This window comes from Spirosoma terrae (genome assembly GCF_010435915.1).
Lineage (GTDB): Bacteria > Bacteroidota > Bacteroidia > Cytophagales > Spirosomataceae > Spirosoma > Spirosoma terrae.
In genome coordinates, this window is record NZ_JAAFZH010000013.1 from 79811 (window position 1) to 97637 (window position 17827).

Genomic DNA, 17827 nt, shown 5'->3' on the forward strand with positions numbered 1-17827 from the left:
CTATGAAACGCTTTTTACTACTATTCATCCTGATTGTCTTACAGGCTCCGACGCTGTGGGCACAGCAAGCGTCGGAGCCAACTTTCTATACAAACCCAGAAGCCGCTTTACAAGTATATCATAACGCGCTGACCCGACTACGCCAGGAATACCCGAATCATCGTGACTTGCCCAAGTTGAATTTTTTTCTGTTTGGTATGGGCCAACGCGCCAAATATATTTACCGGCAAGGGCGACTCATCGACGCGTTCTCAGGTCATATTGAGGAGCAATGGACTGTGGAGTCGGAGCTTATTGTTCCCTCTGAATACCTGGTTCAGTTGAAACTCGCCAATGGTACATATATACAAATTCGTGAAGATGAATCGGGCGTCTGGATACTACAAGCACCGTCTGGCTCAGCCCAAAAAGCGGTCAGAAATACCAAGCCCCGACGTATCGCCAATACAAAAAGCGTAGTAAACCTACCTCGTTTCAGCGACAATACGTATGGCCCGATTCTCCGAGTGCTTCATCATGAAACACTCATCAATCTGGTAAATGGCAGGGATGAGATTACCCGTCCCCTGCCGAATCTTTTCGTTTATCAGAAACCCAGATACCGGGATGCCGCTATGATGGCGATGGTGTTGCGGGAAACCGATAATCTGGCCTTGCTACGTCCTTGGATTATGTCGCTACGTGATCCTTTCGACCGATATAGTGGGGTTGCGGAGGCTGACAACATCGGTCAGGTCCTTTTTCTGGTGTCTTTAGTGTCTGACCAGACCCATCCCGTTGTGCAGGTAGCGCTGGACTCAGTCAATCGTTTCAAAAGAACGAACTACATAGTTGGCCAAACAGATAATGCTGAGCACCCGGTTTACCAGACAAAATGGCTCAAATATGGCCTGAAATCGCTGAGGCTTTCCGACCCGTACCTTGTTCCCGGTCAGTACGATAGCTATTCAACTTTGTTTTGGTGTGATTATACCGACAAGTACATACCTGGAGAAAAAATTGACCAGACAGTCAACGTAAACCACCCCTATCTGAGCTGGGCGGAAGATCATTTCTATGACCGTACAGGCACAGCCCAAAAGCGGGGTATTCTCGGTACGAGTTCTTATCCCCTGAGCTGGGAAGAAAAAGCCAGCTATGCCCATTATCCAGGCTTAACCGTATTGGATAAAGACCTGATCAGGAAAAAGCTGGCTTTTCCGCACGGCTGGCATGCCGCCGAACTATTTTTGCGACTGAATGCTAATCCCAGAAAATAATTCCTGTTCGGGTTATCCAGGCGTGGGTTGTTGATTCGTATTTGTCGATCTGATCGCCACCACCATTCTGGCGAGGATCGTTTTCAGCTTTCATCCACATAGCCAGCCGCTCCTGCAGCTCCTTTTTCATGGGTGCATACTGTGGGTTATTGGCCTGATTATGCAGATTGTACGGATCGTCTTTTACTACGTAGAACTCCTCGGCTGGGCGTTTATTGAAGCCGAGTGCAAATAAGGGCTTCACAACAGCGTCATTCCGATGATCCATCATATACACTTTGGTTGGGCCCCCATCCACATCGCCAAAGATCGACGGCGTACCGGGAATCGTTTCATCACCCGCTGGCATTCGGTCGGGTCGGAAATTGCGGATGTATAAATAGTCATTCGTACGAATAGCCCGCATCGGATAACCCGCTCCGTAGTCGAACTCAGCCCGGCACAGGCAATGACGCTCTCGCTCCAGAAATACTTCTGAACGGTGTAGGGTTCGTTGACCATCCAGTACAGGCACCAAACTCAGTCCATCCATGTTGGGCTGCTCCTTGATGCCTGCCCAATCCAAAAAGGTTGGCGTCAGATCGATCAGGTTTACGAACGAGTCATGGCGTTTGGGCTGCTCCTGGTTGTCAGAAAAGCGGCTGATCAACAAAGGAACCCGCGTGCCGTAATCGTATAAATTTGCCTTAGCGTGCGGGAAAGGCATACCATTATCGGAAGTCACCACAATAATCGTGTTATTCAGTTGGCCGGACTCTTCGAGCGTTTTCAGCAAATCGCCAATCTCCCGGTCGAATCGCTCCACTTCCGACAGATAATCGGCGACGTCGCCACGAACTTCCGGTACGTCGGGCAAAAAGGCAGGAACTCGTATTTTCTGGAGATCGATTCCCGTCTTTTTGCCATTATCAAGATCAAAAGGGCGATGCGGATCATTCGTTCCAAACCAAAAGAAAAAAGGTCTGCCCTTGGGCAGCTGATCTAAAAATGGCTTAAAGCCCAGCTTAGCCGAATCGCCCGCCGGATTATTGGTATAGCCCATTTTTGTATAATCGCCAGGAGCCCATCCTTTCCGATCGAAGGCAACGGCATAGCCTTCTTTTTCCAGAATTTGTACGTACGTGGGCACACTATGCTGAAGTCTGCCACACAGATTAACGCCTTCTCCCAGATTATGCGGATAACGGCCTGTCAGCATGGCCGCCCGCGACGGTGTACAAGATGGCGATGCGCAATAAGCATTGGTAAAAACGGTACCATGCTCCGCCAGCCGGTCGAGATTGGGTGTTTTAACGGATTTATCGCCGTAGATACTGGCGTATGGGTAACTCCAATCGTCGGCCAGAATGAATAAGATATTGGGACGGGAAGCCTCTTTTTTACACGCAAACAAACCCACTGCAGCCAGCAGCAGGACGCCCAATAGAAAAGATAGATATCGCATAGGAAGCCGGAATTTCCCTAAAATTAGCAGGACGTAGCATTTTACGGAAACGTAGCGCTCACTACGTTCAATTCGCTAAACAGGCTGGGGACGTAGCATAGACTGCTACGTCCCCAGCAAAAAACGTATCCATTTACAAACCAGCCTATTTCTCCACCGCAAACGCTAACAGTACGTTTCCCGGATATTCGCCAAATAAACCGTAACCCGAATTCACAAAGAGCATTCCATCGGCTATTACTGGCGAAGGGCCGTCAATGGAACCGCCCTTGCCTTTGATGCCATTGACGGTGTCAAATTCTTTTGCCGTGTCATAGTCCCAGAGAATTTTGCCATCTGTAGTTGAATAGGCCCGAAGATGTCCATCCAGAGTTCCGGCAAACACTACATCGGGCATTACCGTTGGCGCAGCGGAATTCGCTTCGATACACCCTTTTTTACCCGCACAGGAAGGGGCAGGTGTATTCCATACAACGTTACCGGTTGCCACATCGAGGGCAAATAGTCCGGGCGTGGGCTTTATTAATGAATCAACTTTAGGGTTGATGCCATATTTGTTGTCAGCGTTGGCCGCATACACCCGCTTACCATCGGTAGCCATGCCCCAGTGAATCCCCCCCAGAGCACCTCCCCGACCGATTCGGGTTTCCCAGAGAACGTTACCAGTCTCCGGCGACAACCCGTAGACAACCCCTGCTTTCTGACCCACCACTAGCAGGTCGTTGCCATCCGGTCGTTTCACCAAAATGGGAGCCATGCCGAAATCGTAATCAGGCCCAACTTTTTCCGGGCAGTTCGGATTGCCCGGACACGACATATTCCAGGTATCGCCTTTCGTTGCCTGAAACGACCACACCAGTTTTCCCGTTTTCAGGTTCAAGGCCTGAATAGCATCGCTGCTGGTTGTAGCCGGACTGGTGTAGTTTTCGCCAGTTCCGAAATACAACAAGCCCCGTTTAGCATCGACGGTTGGACTCGACCAGACTATGGCACCGGAAGGTCCGTAAAACGGCTTCCCATTGGTTTTCTTTCCAACTTCCTTCGCTTCTTCCTGCACAACCCGATGACGCCAGATTTCCTTACCCGAACGAGTATCCAGTGCCACAATCTCGCCCGACGACGAGCAACAGGGGTAACCAGGGTCCAGTACCGATACCACCTCTATGGACGTCAACGGTACGTAGACAATATTGTCATGAACAGCCACGGAACCCGTATTACCCGATTGCGGGTGTTTACCAGCCTTACTTTTCCAAACCGCCTTCCCGGTTTTCACATCCAGCGCATACACATTCGTGTTGTTATCGGCAAAATAGGCCCGTAACGTACTGCCCGTCTGGACAATGCTGATAGCACCCCGCACAGCAGCGTCGGCTAAAAAGCGCCAGCCGATTTTTCCGGTATGTTTATTCAAGCAATACACTTCGCCAAACTGGCTGCCCACAATCAGCCAATCGCCAACAATGGCAGGCTTACTACGTGCCTGACTAACATCCGGAAAAGCAAAGGCCCATTTCAGCGTCAACTTCCCGACGTTTTCGGCCGACATACCCGCCTGCTCGGCCGATCGGTAGCCAGTTCCCTCCAGATTGCCACCCCAACCGGAGTGATGTATCTGAGCCCCTTTACCGGAAGAAAGAGCAAAAGTCGTGTAGGCTCCCTGCGGTATTTTTGTTTCTACTAATGGCTTTCCAGCTATATATTGAGCAACGGCTTTACGTTGCTGGTCGGTCAGGTCTTTAGCCTGCTCCCGCATTTTCCCCGTCTCCAAGGCTGCCAGAATGGCTCTTGGCGGCATTTGCACCAGTATCATATAACCGGGGGCACCTACGCCAGCCTCCGACTTATGGCAGTTGTTGCAGGTAGCCATGTAAATTTTCTGCCCTTCTGCCGCTATCGATGCATCCAGCGGTTGTGCTGAGCCTGCCAGGGCCGCCAGTGCGACAACACCTATCGCTAGTATGAATCGCTCGCTCCTTTTATACTGATAATTGCTCATACTACTAACCTGTAGTTTAAGGGAGAAGAATAATAAAGGCAGATCAAATGTACATTTCCGCGAACGGATATAACCGTTTTTAGTACAAATGGCTATTCTTCTAAGTTAGTAGGCTTAAATGATTGATGAGCCAGCACAAAAAAGGTGTTCAGTCGAAAACTGAACACCTCGGTATCTGTTAATCAGGCAACTGGCCTATTGCCGAGCACCGCCAAAGGTATAGCCTGCCTTTACGCTGAAATATTCGTTCTTACCAATTAGCTTGGCGTTCGTAAATTCATTCACCACATTCGTGTCGTCCAGCAGGTTAAAAGCCGCTTCGACGTTAAATTGAAACACCTTAATGCCTGCTCTCACCAGAGCACCCCATTTGTTTGTGACAGGCAGCGCATAATATAGCGGGGTACTCCCTGCCCCCATCACCTGTTGCGTACTTGGATCGGCCCGGTAAAAGGCCGCACCTGCGCCAACGTATGGACGAAAAGCCCGGATATTCCCCACATTATAATTGACAATCAAGGCTCCCGACATCATCGACTTAGCCTGTGTGTTGAAATAAATCAGATTACCCAGCACTTCCGGGCGCTGAATAAACGCCTGCTCAAATCGTATTCCAATATCTAAATGCCGGGTAATTTCATATTGAGGTTCAATACTGTAAACGAAGCCCGGACTACTTCCGTCCTTATTACCAGATCGGTCCAGCGGAGACGCATATCCGGCCATTACGTTTAGTTTGAAAGAGCTTAAACTCTGAGCAGACACAACACTTGATACCAGTAGAAGAAGGGCAACTAACGACTTGAGCATAAACGGTTAACAATTGGTGGTTATAGTGACTAGTATTCCCATGACTACTCACTTTGGAGTCATGATCTACGATGCCGAAGCAATGTGCTACAGCAATACGCTATACCTGTTACCCTCAACAGACGTAATCCGTTGCAAAAGCAAATCGATTTTTATTGGATTTTAAGACGTAGCAACTCGCCAATCGGCACCATTGGCATTGATCGCAGCCAGTAATAACGCTACGTAGCAAACTTACTTGGCCGCAATAATCAATACCAGTCCCAATACGTAACAAATACTCATTGCCACCAGGTATCGACTGGACGTTGACGGAGCGCCCCGAAATTCGTGCCAGATAAAGATTCCCCAGAAGACGGCAATAATGGTTGCCCCCTGGCCAAGACCGTAGCTAATGGCATATCCCGCTTCGCCAGACGCCAGCAGGCTCGACGCCATGCCCAGACACCACACCATACCGCCCAGCATCCCGATTCCGTGATTCCGTCCGCTTACGTCTCCATACGGCACGGAACGATCCATACTTTTTCCGGTGAACCGACGTAGTACCGGTAAAAAAAAGGGCGTACTGACCACCACCCCTACTCCAAAAAGCACCAGAGCCGTATAGGGCGTCAACAAACCAGTGCCCGGGTTAGCGAAATCGGTCGCCATGGCTCTGGCGACGAAATAAAAGAAAAAGCTCATCAGAAACCCACCCACCAGCGACACCACAAGCCCACGGGTACTGATCGACTGGTCGCCAGTGCTTTTGGATCGATAGGCCAGCGCACTAAACACAACCGCCAGAAAAATAGAAAAGACTCCACTGGACAGCAGCCCAACGTTGCCAACGGGCGACAGAATGTAGTTTACCACCACGCCCAATATCAATGCCAGGCCAATACCAACGGGCATAGCGACCGATAAGCCCGCTAATTCAATACCAACGACAATCAGAATATTGGCAATATTGAACACAAACCCGCCTACTAGTGCATAGAGCAGATTTTGCGTATCGGCCTGCTCCAGATCGCTCATAAACGACCGGCCAGCCGATCCGGTACTTCCCAGGGTAAAGGCTAGTAACAGACTTAACAGCAAAATTCCGTACGTATAATCGCGGTAGAAAATAGTGGTCGGCACCGACTGGGTGGCCAGCTTCTGCGTGTTAGCCCACGAGCCCCAGCAAAGCATTGTAACGAAACAGACCACTACGGCCAGCGGGTACTGCGTAATAATGAACATATCAATTGGTTAGGTTTAGGATGAGGGAAAGCAAACTACCAAAAGCCAGTTTCCCTGCCAAACGTTACGTTGCCAGAAAACTGCCGTTAAAGACAAAGCTACACGCTACCATTGCCTACCTTTACGGCTATGAATTATCTGTATATCCTCTTTGCCTTTTTGGTTGGTATTGCCATTACGGTTCAGGCCGGTGTCAACGCCAACCTTCGCCATGCCGTGGGCAACCCTATTCTGGCAGCCGTCGTATCGTTTGGTTCTGGTCTGATCTGTCTCATTCTACTTTTTCTGGCATCGGGTGGTACCACACCACCCCTCGAAACCGTCAAGCAGATTAGCTGGTGGAAATGGATCGGCGGAGCGATGGGAGCTGTTTATATGATTACCGTAATCGTCAGTGTACAGAAAATAGGAACGGCCAACATGGTCAGTTTAAGTGTTGCAGGCCAGCTGGCAGCAGCCGTCATTCTGGATCATTATGGGCTGATGGGCTTCAATCTGCATCCGGCCAATATATGGCGTATTTTTGGCCTAACCTTAATTATGGCAGGGGTGCTGCTTGTGGTCAGAAACTAAACTTAGCCCGCTGTTTTTGGTTTATCGCTTGTAGTTTATTGTTTACAGATAAGCTGACCTGATCACAGGCCGTCTAACCATAAACCCTAGACTATAAATCATAAACAATCAGTCAACAACCTTGATAAACTACCGATTTTACCCGTCTCTGCTTAACGTATTTTCTCGCTACATGAGCGGAGGGAACTTGTCGATACAGGAACTGATCGATACCATCAACCGTGTTCCAACACCAACTACAGCCGCTCAGGAACGCGGTATATCGTTTGAAGAAGCTGTAGTGAAAGGCACCAATGAAGATCGCTTTGGTGCCGACGTAGTACAAAAAGTTCGAAAACTACTCCCTCGGCCTATTGTTGATACGCAGGTGTATTGTCAGTGGGAGATCGACGACGTATTGTTTTACGGCTACGTTGACCTGATCGGCAACTACAAAGCCGTCGATTTAAAGACAACCGCATCATATCAACCCGGACGCTACGTTCACAACCACCAGAATTTGTATCTCCACGCGCTGAAGCGGAAAGGCATTAAGTTGATGGAATACGTCATTGCTGAATTTCAGCCGAATGGCCAGGCGGAAGTTCACGTAGAGAGTTATCCGTTAACCCATCCTATTGACAAACAACTGGAAGAAATCAGGCTATTCAAGGCATTTCTGGAAGAGCATCGTCCGCTGATTAACGATCCGAAGATATTCGTGAAGCCCGGAGAAAACCCGGATGCCCGACGCAGATAACACATTCCTTGTACCTTCGCGCTATGATTCAGCAAACACTCCGGCTTTATCAACGCGCTTATCAGGGCCTTTCTCCGTCTGTCTGGCTATTGGCGGGCGTGATGCTCATCAATCGCTGCGGCACAATGGTGTTGCCCTTTTTAACCCTATATCTCACGCAGCAATTGCATTACACCGTTGCCGACGCCGGTATTGTAATGGCGGTTTATGGCTTGGGAGCTTTTGTAGGGACTTTCCTGGGTGGCCGATTAACCGATCGATTTGGTTTTTACTACGTTCAGCTGTTTAGCCTGATGTTCGGGGGAGTTTTTCTGCTGCTCCTTCAATTGGTCACGAACTTCTATGCGCTATGTGGGAGTGTCTTTTTATTTACCTTATTAGGTGATTCATTTCGTCCGGCCAATCAGGCAGCCATTGCTCACTACTCCGACCCCGATACGCGTACCCGCGCTTTTTCGCTCAATCGACTGGCTATTAATCTCGGCTGGGCCGTTGGCGGTGGATTAGGCGGCTGGTTAGCCAGCATTGACTACAGCTTGTTGTTCTGGGCCGACGGATTAACCTGCCTGGTCGCGAGTATCGTACTACGTCTTTTTTTGCCAATACCCGATTCATCGAACCCAACGAACGTAGCGTCGGTATCCACTAGCAACATAGCGCCAGTCCCAGAACAGGAGTCGCCCTATCGCGATACGTTGTTTATTACGTTTGTCGGCTGCGCTACGTTATACCTGATTGTTTTTATGCAGCTGTTCTCTATCGTTCCACTGTTTCTTAAGCAAGTGATCCATATGAGCGAACGGACTATCGGCTCCCTGATGGCGCTGAACGGAATACTGATTGTGGTGATCGAAATGGCGCTCGTCTATACCCTGGAGCAGCAAAAACGATCAAAAACAGGGCTGATCATGAGTGGTGTTGCCGTTACGTCGCTGTCGTATCTTTGCTTACTGCTGACTAATTGGCCCATATTGCCAGCCCACTTCATTATTGTCCTGTTCATTCTTTTTGTCACGCTCAGCGAAATGCTGGCCATGCCCTTTATTCAATCTTTTACGGTCGAACGTTCTAAACCGGCTACTCGCGGGCAGTATCTGGCTCTCTATTCAATGGGTACCGCTTTGGCCCAAACAACAGCTCCGGCGCTGGGCTCACAACTGATTGCCCATTTTGGTTTTTCAGCACACTGGGTTGCTATGTCAGTTATCGGCCTACTGTCGGCCATTGGTTTTGGGGTGCTTGGGAAAATCCTGTCACGTAACACTGTCTCTCAAAGCCTACCCCGGCAATAAATCAGTACCCGAAGACGCTAATCTGCTTTTTAACATAAACCATAGGAAAATGATATGGGAAAATTTCATGAATCCATAAAACCAGCTCATAAGGACTTTATTGACAAACAACACATTTTCTTTGTCAGCACCGCTCCCCTTAGCCCCGATGGTCACGTGAACCTATCGCCGAAAGGGCTAAACTCATTTCGGTATCTATCAGCAAACAAAGTCGCGTATATGGATCTGATTAGTAGCGGTAACGAAACCTCAGCCCATACGCTGGAGAATGGACGTATCACGATTATGTTCTGCTCATTCGACGAAAACCCACTCATTCTACGCTTATACGGGACCGGCCATGCCGTGCTGCCCGGTACGGACGAATGGGAAACCTATGCCCCCCATTTCACCATCTATCCCAGCACACGCCAACTCATTGTGGCCGACATCAACCTGGTCCAAACCTCCTGCGGGTTCGGCGTGCCACTTTTTACCTATACAGGCGAACGTGATATTCATTTCCAGTGGGCGGAGAAAAAAGGCGAAGAAGGATTACAGGACTATATTCGAGAGAAAAACCTGGTTAGCCTGGATGGCCTACCAACCGATATCAGCCGGGTGGTAGGCCACTAAGCGCTGGCATCTCCGCATCATTACAGGTTGCCTACTGTCGCTACGTCTTTTATCACCACCAAACGACTTACAACCAAATCTTAGCCAGTCTGTATTCCTAACCCACTTTTCTTTACGACCTTTGCATAAACTTTTAAGACGGAAGTCGCCCACGAATCGGCTTTCGTTCTTTCACTCTTTCATTCTGTCGATTTGAAACTCTGGCAAAAAGAAGGTGCTTCTACCGAGTCTTCGGAGATCGCCCAACAAATTGAACGATTCACGGTCGGCCGCGACCGAGAGATGGATTTATACCTTGCTCCCTTCGATGTGCTGGGTAACCTCGCACACGCGCAGATGCTGGAAACGATTGGTCTGCTAACCGATCACGAACTGAGTCTATTGCAAACTGAGCTAAAAACGATCTACCACGATATCGAAGCAGGCCATTTCACCATTGAGGAAGGCATTGAGGATGTTCACTCACAGGTTGAACTACTCTTAACCCGCACGTTGGGTAACGTGGGCAAAAAGATCCACTCGGGCCGGTCACGTAACGATCAGGTACTCGTTGATCTTAAACTCTTTACCCGCGACCGTATCTGGCAGGTAGCCCAGGCCACCGAACGGGTTTTCCAGCGGCTTATTAGTCGTTCTGAGCAACACAAAGACGACTTATTGCCAGGCTATACACACCTGCAGATTGCGATGCCGTCCTCATTCGGGCTTTGGTTCGGTGCCTACGCCGAAGCACTAACGGATGACATGTTAACCCTACAGACCGCCTATCGTCTGGCCAACCGGAACCCGCTCGGCTCAGGCGCTGGTTATGGTTCGTCGTTTCCGCTCAATCGGTCGCTCACCACGGAGTTGCTGGGCTTCGAAGGCATGCACGTGAACGTAGTGTATGCCCAGATGAGCCGGGGCAAAACGGAGCAAACAGCCCTAACGGCTATGGCCGCCGTAGCAGCCACCATCTCCCGTATGGCGATGGACATATGCCTCTACAATAGTCAGAACTTCGGTTTTCTGATTTTGCCCGACGAATTAACGACGGGAAGTAGCATTATGCCGCACAAGAAAAATCCCGACGTAGCCGAATTGCTTCGGGCCAAAACAAACCGGCTTAAAGCCCTTCCGATGGAGGTCACGCTTGTCATGAGCAACCTACCGTCTGGCTATCATAGGGATATGCAATTACTGAAAGAAATTCTGATGCCCGCTTTCGATGAATTGCTGGATTGCCTCCACATCACCGATTTCATGCTCGAACATCTTCAGGTGAAGCCGAACCTGCTCGACGACCCTAAATACGATTTGCTGTTTAGCGTAGAACGCGTAAACGAGTTGGTATTGCAGGGCGTGCCTTTCCGGGAAGCCTATAAAACGGTTGGAAAGGAAATTGCGGAGCATACGTATGTACCACCCCGGCAGTTACATCATACGCACGAGGGCAGTATCGGCAATCTGGGCAATAATCTGATTGTAGAGCAGATGACAACCGTAATAGCTGGTTTTGGAGCAGACCGCGCTCAGGAAGCCGTCAACCAGTTGTTGGGACGAATCAATAGTGAGTCTTAAGGGAGTTGTTACCAAACCTTTAAAATTGCTTTTACGTATTACCCCCAACCCCCTGAAGGGGGCTAAAGCTTGGTTCTTTTAGCCCCCTTCAGGGGGTTGGGGGTAACGAAACTCCTGCCATAAACCCGTATTACTCCACCTTATAAGCGACCAGCTTATTTTTGAAGAACGTAGGTACAACGAGTAATTTCTTTTTGGCAACATACTCAATATCAGCGGCATTTACCTTTTCAGCGCGTGTATCGAGCAAATCGGTTTTGGTGCCATCCGCAGCAATGTGAAACAAACGTCCGCTCCAGTCAGATACGAAATAATTACCCTTTCCTTCCGGAACAATACCGTCGGTGTTTGCCATACCATCAGCAATTTGCTTGAGTGCCTTGGTTTTCAGATCAAGTGAACACAGAGCACCGGTCTTGGTATTACCAATCATCAGTTTATCCGTACCAACCGCCAGCACTCCATTCGGATTGTTAAGCGGCTCACCCTCCATGAACACCTCCCATTTATCGTCTTTCAACCGATACAGTTTATTAACACGACTGTCCGATACATAGACAGTTCCTTCTTTGTCGACCGTTACGTCGTTCAGGAACGCATCTTTCCCAACGGCATCCCACGTTTTTTCGGCCTGACCTGTTTGCGTGTTGATGGCTACTAACCGATACACATCCGTTACGTACAGACGATTCTTATACAGCCCCATACCTTTCGGCGCATTCAGACCAGAGGTCCAGTGTAAATTCTCGATCTTTCCATCGAGCGACACTTTTGAAATAAATCCACTCCCATCGAGCCCGTCGGGTTTCCCATCAATGTTGGCAACGTATAACGTATTGTTTCCATCATACAAAACAGATTCAGGCGTTCTGAGGGTTGTATCCGTTTCCCAGGCCTTCACGAGTTTAGGGGGTTTTGAATAGAAGGTTTTCGGCGTTAAGGCCATGAGGCTGGCTCCAGCACAAAGTGCAGCAACAAAAAGAAGATTTCTCGTCATAACTAAGCTTGATAATCAATAGGTTTAGAAAATTTCTAAAAAAATTTTGTTGTACCATGCCAAGATGTTACTATCTCTTGGACTTAATAAAAAGAGCGTACTATAATTATTCTAATTAGTCATTAATCTACTAATCCCACATACAAAACAATCTTAAAGAGGGATGGGTTTAAATTTTCGCACGCTAAAAAAACAAAGGTCATGGGAAATTACCAATCTCGCGCTTATCCAGAGCAACCACAAGTCGGACAACTCAAAGAAAGCCTCCGCGACATGGTCCAATTACAACGTGATTATCAACTTTCAGACGAACTGTTCTGGGAGATTTTCAACACTCGTGTTCTGCTCAATGAGCAGATTGATGTGAACGCATACGTTCGGGATCTCGACCTGTCTCACAATCAGTAAGAACTCGTTCAGTACTGCCTGCGATCGCACGATTTCTCGCGTTATGCCAGCAATCAGGCGATCGTTTTTTTAGGGTGAATCAACTCAATCGAACCGCAAAAAGCTCCTTCGATCGTGTATATACATACGTAACGACCACTAACGTAACAACCCCACCAAGGGCTACTGAGGGCACGGTACCTAGCAGGCGCGCCAGCAAGCCCGATTCAAAAGCACCGATTTCGTTGGATGAACTAACAAAGATGCCATTTACGGCAGCCACGCGGCCACGCATATGATCGGGCGGGAAAATCTGCAGAATGGTCTGACGAATAATCACACTGACGCTATCAAAAGCGCCCGTCAGCGACAGCATAAACAGCGACAGGTAGAAATTGGTCGACGTAGCAAAAACAATAGTGGCAACCCCGAATCCGGCCACCGCCAGTAACATATTCCGCCAGGCGTTGTGAGTGGGTGGATATTTGGTCATAAACGCCATCGTCAGCAATGCCCCTACCGATGGAGCGGCCCGCAAAAAGCCTAACCCTTCCGCACCTACTTTCAGAATATCTTCGGCGTAAACGGGTAAAATAGCGACAACACCGCCGAACAGGACGGAGAACAGATCGAGCGAAATAGCGTACAATACAATCCGGGTGCTGAATACAAAGCGGAATCCTTCTTTTAAACTCTCGCTCAGACTTTGCGAAGGTCCATCCATAACCGGAACGGGCTTCCGGTCAATTAGCATAATCAGAAAAAAACACACAGCAAACAGCGCAATCACCACAATCAACGTATTGTCGAACCCTACCCAGCTGTAAATAAAACCCGCTAAACCAGGGCCAACAATAGCCCCGGCCTGCCAGAACGAACTGCTCCACGTAGCAGAGTTGGCATACAATTCCCGTGGTACAAGAAAGGGTTTTAGCGATGAACTGGCAGGCGAGTAAAATCCTTTTGCCGTACCGATCAGCATCAAAACGCCATAAATCGTCGCCAGCCGGGCGGTCTGCGATAACGTAGCAACAATAGACGGCTGAAAGACCAGGTACAATATAACCGACCCCAACAAAATCACCGACAGACTCCAGAGTAAAATGCTTTTCTTATCACGCCGGTCGGCCAGATGCCCACCAAACAACGACAGGGCAATAAATGGAATGGCTTCGGCCAACCCAACCAGCCCTAAAGCCAGTGGATCGTGTGTCATTTTATACAGCTCATACCCTAAAATTACTTCCTGAATCAGCAACGTAACCGTGACCAGGAAACTATTCATGATGAAATAGCGAAACTCGGGAATACGTAAGGAAGCGTAAGGATCTGTTTTTGGACTGTCGGTAACCATTTTTCAAGAGACTAATCGATTAGGTAACTGATTAAAGTTGATTTTTGTCCCTACTTTCGATCTTCAATCCAATAAAAGCGTAAAACTTCATGGAATCGCGATTCCGAACCCGGGTTAAAGTATGCTGTATCAGTAGTCCTAACGAAGCAGCGCTTGCCATACGACTGGGTGCCGATGCACTCGGTCTGGTAGGCCGAATGCCGAGTGGCCCCGGCGTAGTACTGGACGATCTGGCGGCCCAGATTGTTCAGCAGACACCCCCACCCATTGCTACGTTCATGCTAACGAGCGAAACGAACGTAACCGATATTATTGCTCATCAGCAACGTGTTGGGGCCAACACCGTTCAAATCGTTGACGCAGTAGCTCCCGAAACGTATGCTCAGCTTCATGCCGCGCTCCCCGCCATCAAACTGGTGCAGGTTATTCACGTCATCGATGAACGTAACCTTGAAGAAGCGTTACAAGCCGTTGAAAACGGGGCTGATACGTTGCTCCTCGATTCGGGTAATCCAAATCTGAGCGTGAAAGAACTGGGCGGTACAGGTCGCGTTCACAACTGGGAAATTAGTCGGAAAATTGTCGAGCAATCGCCCGTTCCGGTCTTTTTGGCCGGTGGTTTAAACATCGAAAACGTTCGTCGGGCCATCGATCAGGTTCAACCGTTTGGCCTCGATATATGCAGCGGAGTACGTAGCAACGGTCAGTTGGACGCTACAAAGCTGGAAGCGTTTATGAACGTAGTATGCGGTTAGCTGTAGAGCCAGCAATCCTATTGAGATTAGTAACGATTAAGAAAAAGCACGTGAAAGCAATTACAGTATTTTGCGGTTCGAGTCCGGGATTTGATCCTATTTTCATGGAAACTGCCCACCAACTGGGCCAGTATCTGGCCAGCCGGTCGATCAAGGTTATTTATGGCGGGGCTAAAGTAGGATTGATGGGAGCAGTAGCCGATGGTGCTCTATCTCAGGGCGGTCAGGTTATTGGCGTACTGCCTCAATTTTTGCAAACCAAAGAGGTAGCGCATACGAATCTTACCGAATTAATTCTGGTTGAATCGATGCATCAGCGAAAGCTAAAGATGCATGAATTATCCGATGGTGTTATTGCTTTGCCCGGCGGCTACGGCACCCTGGAAGAATATTTTGAAATGCTGACCTGGTCGCAACTTGGCCTACACCAGAAACCAATAGGTTTGCTCAATGTCAATCACTTTTACGATAGCTTGCTTACGTTAGCCGATACGATGGTTACCAACGGACTATTAAAGCCGGTTAATCGGGATATGATGCTGGTTGACCATAGCATCGAGAGCTTAATCAGTCAGATGGACAATTACGTAGCTCCGCAGGTACCCAAGTGGCTAACGCCTAACAAAGCCTGACTTAGTTACCAACCCGTTTAAAACAGAAACGGGGCTCATTGAGCCCCGTTTCTCACATTCATTGCCTGCTTAGGATTAAGCAATAGCAATTTCTTTCACCAACTTCTCTTCTTTCACTTCTACTTTAGGCAACTCAACAGAAAGAATACCATCTGTGTACGTTGCCTTAATTTGGTCAGCATTTACCGATTTTGGCAAACGGAAACTACGTTCAAACGCTTTGAACCCAAACTCATGCCAGGTAAATTTAGGAGTAGCTTCGTCGGTTTTCGCTTCAGGTTTATAGGCAATTGTCAACGTATTGTTCTCTACGTTGATTGTCAACTCTTCTTTCTTCAGACCAGGGGCCGCTAATTCAATATGAAAAGCGCCTTCGCTTTCTTTTACGTTAACAGCCGGAATGTTAGGCTGTGCGTTGTAAAAACGATTAACTACTGGGCGTGAATAGAAAGGGTTAACGAATGCAGGAATACGGTTATATCGAACTAAAGTTGCCATGTTTTTATCTTTTTTTTAAATCGTTCATTGTCGAATACACTCACCTATAGTCAAACTACGTACCATTTCAAAAACAGGAAGCCAAACAAGACATTGTGTCACATTTCTTTAAAAATTCAGCATAATTAAGACAAATTGTCACAATACAGTAAAAAATACTATTTCCAGAGGGTAAATATTGTCAGCCCACAGTGGCTCGGTCGACGTATCCATTTCTACCCATAAGGCTGGCATACAGAAATTTAACAACGCTCAAACTTTGACTGCCCATACGGATACCCTAATTTTGATCCCCTAAGCTTACCAAAACGTATCTGTACATCCTACAATGAAAAAACCTTTATTAACCTTTACCTTCCTCAGTTTATGGTTAACAGCATCTGCCCAACAAACAGCCGTTGATTTTTTTGAGAGTGGAGTGGGCAAAAGCAAATCAGGTGATTTTACGGGTGCTCTTCAGGCATTCAGTATGGCCATTACCATGAACCCCGAAAACTCAGCGAGTTATTATAACCGAGGTTTGGCGAAGGCTAATTTAAAAGATCACCGGGGGGCTATCCTCGACTACGATCGGGCTATTGAAATCAATGCCAAAGACGCGATGGCCTACCTAAGTCGCGGGGTTAGTAAAAGTAAACAGGATGATTACCGGGGCGCTTTGCTCGACTTTAGCCGGGCAATTGAATTAAATCCAGATGATCCTCAGGCGTACTTTAGCCGGGGCGCCAGTCGCAACCAGCTCGAACAGTACCGAGGTGCTTTGTCTGACTTCTCCAAATCGATTGAACTCGACCCAGCCAATGTAAATGCTTATTATGCCCGAGGTATTACCAAACAATCACTCGACGATTACGCAGGCAGCCTGACCGATTTCACCAAGGTGATCGAAATGACCCCTAAACGGGCAGCAGCCTATGCAAGTCGTGGTATTTCGAAAGTCCAGCTCAGTGACTTTGCCGGTGCTGTAACCGATCTCAACAAGGCTATCGAACTCAGTCCTGAAGATGGCGAATCATATTATTACCGCGCTTTTGCCAAAAGTAAGTTAGACGATTACAAAGCCGCCATGCCCGACTATGACCGGGCAATCAAACTCCATCCAACTAACTACAAAGCGTACTACGGCCGTGGATTCTGTAGAAATAAATTAGGCGACCAGAAAGGGGCACTTCAGGATTTTAGCCAGGCCATTGAGATGAACAACTCCACCAGTGAAGCCAAGGTTGTTTACAGCGGTCGTATGACACGAGCCATTCTGGATAACCTCCGCAATCAGGTACAGGAAAAAAACCGTATCAGTGATCTATCGCCGGAACGGGCCGAAGCCTATTTCAGCCGTGGAGTCGCCAAAAACAAGCAAGGTGATCAGAAGGGAGCTACGGCTGACTTAAATAAGGCAATTGAGCTAAATCCCACCTATGCCGAAGCGTATTTTAGTCGTGGCCTTATCCGGTCATCCCAGGGCGATCAACGCGGGGCCATTACAGACTGCAATGATGCAATCAAATTAAACCCACGTTACAGTGAAGCCTTTTATGTACGTGGACTTATTCGCCATAGTCTTGGTGACGAAAACGGCGGCTGTCTGGACCTTTCAAAAGCGGGTGAATTAGGCTATACACCAGCTTATAAAGTGATTAGTGAGTATTGTAATTAATAAGTAGAATAAGGGTTTCACCGACCAAT

17 protein-coding genes are annotated in these 17827 nt (G+C 48.3%); 10 read left to right on the top strand and 7 right to left on the bottom strand.

Annotation, left to right across the window (positions count from 1 at the left end; genetic code table 11):
- The first annotated feature begins 2 nt into the window (after nucleotides 1-2).
- A complete protein-coding gene (locus tag GK108_RS23085) occupies nucleotides 3-1259 on the top strand; it encodes a hypothetical protein (protein ID WP_163953606.1) in 1257 nt (418 codons plus the stop codon).
- Here the strand turns inward: GK108_RS23085 and GK108_RS23090 are convergent.
- The 4 genes from GK108_RS23090 to GK108_RS23105 all read right to left on the bottom strand — a co-directional run bounded on the left by GK108_RS23090 (nucleotide 1243) and on the right by GK108_RS23105 (nucleotide 6739).
- The gene (locus tag GK108_RS23090; RefSeq protein WP_163953607.1) at nucleotides 1243-2703 is read right to left on the bottom strand and encodes a sulfatase family protein; all 1461 of its coding nucleotides are present in this window, start codon (nucleotides 2701-2703) and stop codon (nucleotides 1243-1245) included. The two genes, GK108_RS23085 and GK108_RS23090, sit on opposite strands and share 17 nt — an antisense overlap.
- Before the next feature lie 145 nt (nucleotides 2704-2848).
- Nucleotides 2849-4702: an outer membrane protein assembly factor BamB family protein gene (locus GK108_RS23095; protein WP_163953609.1), complete on the bottom strand. Its 1854-nt coding sequence runs from the start codon at nucleotides 4700-4702 to the stop codon at nucleotides 2849-2851.
- A 195-nt stretch (nucleotides 4703-4897) separates the two neighbouring features.
- Complete coding sequence (locus GK108_RS23100; RefSeq protein ID WP_163953611.1) at nucleotides 4898-5512, bottom strand: outer membrane beta-barrel protein; 615 nt, start codon at nucleotides 5510-5512, stop codon at nucleotides 4898-4900.
- Between the two features lie 234 nt (nucleotides 5513-5746).
- A complete protein-coding gene (locus GK108_RS23105) occupies nucleotides 5747-6739 on the bottom strand; it encodes a GRP family sugar transporter (protein ID WP_163953613.1) in 993 nt (330 codons plus the stop codon).
- Between the two features lie 129 nt (nucleotides 6740-6868).
- Here GK108_RS23105 and GK108_RS23110 point away from each other — a divergent pair, with 129 nt between their 5' ends.
- The 5 genes from GK108_RS23110 (at nucleotide 6869) to argH (ending at nucleotide 11518) form a co-directional block, all read left to right on the top strand.
- Entirely contained in the window at nucleotides 6869-7312 is a 444-nt protein-coding gene (locus GK108_RS23110) for a DMT family transporter (RefSeq protein WP_163953615.1), read from the top strand.
- Nucleotides 7313-7433: 121 nt separating this feature from the next.
- The gene (locus GK108_RS23115; protein ID WP_163953617.1) at nucleotides 7434-8051 is read left to right on the top strand and encodes a PD-(D/E)XK nuclease family protein; all 618 of its coding nucleotides are present in this window, start codon (nucleotides 7434-7436) and stop codon (nucleotides 8049-8051) included.
- Nucleotides 8052-8074: 23 nt separating this feature from the next.
- The gene (locus tag GK108_RS23120) at nucleotides 8075-9343 is read left to right on the top strand and encodes an MFS transporter (protein ID WP_163953619.1); all 1269 of its coding nucleotides are present in this window, start codon (nucleotides 8075-8077) and stop codon (nucleotides 9341-9343) included.
- 54 nt (nucleotides 9344-9397) lie between these two features.
- Nucleotides 9398-9958, top strand: coding sequence for a pyridoxamine 5'-phosphate oxidase family protein (locus GK108_RS23125; protein ID WP_163953622.1), 561 nt, complete (start codon nucleotides 9398-9400; stop codon nucleotides 9956-9958).
- Between the two features lie 192 nt (nucleotides 9959-10150).
- Complete coding sequence (argH, locus tag GK108_RS23130; RefSeq protein ID WP_163953625.1) at nucleotides 10151-11518, top strand: argininosuccinate lyase; 1368 nt, start codon at nucleotides 10151-10153, stop codon at nucleotides 11516-11518.
- 130 nt (nucleotides 11519-11648) lie between these two features.
- On the opposite strand, the gene GK108_RS23135 is transcribed toward argH, so the two are convergent.
- Entirely contained in the window at nucleotides 11649-12515 is an 867-nt protein-coding gene (locus tag GK108_RS23135; protein ID WP_212592859.1) for an SMP-30/gluconolactonase/LRE family protein, read from the bottom strand.
- Nucleotides 12516-12716: 201 nt separating this feature from the next.
- On the opposite strand from GK108_RS23135, the gene GK108_RS23140 reads away from it, so the two are divergent.
- The gene (locus tag GK108_RS23140; RefSeq protein WP_163953626.1) at nucleotides 12717-12923 is read left to right on the top strand and encodes a hypothetical protein; all 207 of its coding nucleotides are present in this window, start codon (nucleotides 12717-12719) and stop codon (nucleotides 12921-12923) included.
- Between the two features lie 79 nt (nucleotides 12924-13002).
- Here GK108_RS23140 and GK108_RS23145 read toward each other — a convergent pair whose 3' ends face one another.
- On the bottom strand, nucleotides 13003-14256 hold the full coding sequence (locus GK108_RS23145) for an MFS transporter (RefSeq protein ID WP_163953629.1): 1254 nt from the start codon (nucleotides 14254-14256) through the stop codon (nucleotides 13003-13005).
- A gap of 89 nt (nucleotides 14257-14345) precedes the next feature.
- Between GK108_RS23145 and GK108_RS23150 the strand changes: the two genes are divergently transcribed.
- Both GK108_RS23150 and GK108_RS23155 read left to right on the top strand, forming a co-directional pair.
- Nucleotides 14346-15011, top strand: a complete 666-nt coding sequence (locus tag GK108_RS23150) for a phosphoribosylanthranilate isomerase (protein WP_163953631.1) — start codon at nucleotides 14346-14348, stop codon at nucleotides 15009-15011.
- Nucleotides 15002-15643 carry an LOG family protein gene (locus GK108_RS23155; RefSeq protein ID WP_212592860.1) on the top strand — a complete coding sequence of 214 codons (642 nt, stop codon included), beginning with the start codon at nucleotides 15002-15004 and terminating at the stop codon, nucleotides 15641-15643. The genes GK108_RS23150 and GK108_RS23155 overlap by 10 nt, the downstream gene beginning before the upstream one ends.
- A 75-nt stretch (nucleotides 15644-15718) precedes the next feature.
- Here the strand turns inward: GK108_RS23155 and GK108_RS23160 are convergent, their stop codons facing one another.
- Entirely contained in the window at nucleotides 15719-16141 is a 423-nt protein-coding gene (locus tag GK108_RS23160) for an Hsp20/alpha crystallin family protein (RefSeq protein WP_163953635.1), read from the bottom strand.
- A 328-nt stretch (nucleotides 16142-16469) separates the two neighbouring features.
- Here GK108_RS23160 and GK108_RS23165 point away from each other — a divergent pair, with 328 nt between their 5' ends.
- Nucleotides 16470-17798: a tetratricopeptide repeat protein gene (locus GK108_RS23165; protein WP_163953637.1), complete on the top strand. Its 1329-nt coding sequence runs from the start codon at nucleotides 16470-16472 to the stop codon at nucleotides 17796-17798.
- The last annotated feature ends 29 nt before the right edge of the window (nucleotides 17799-17827 follow it).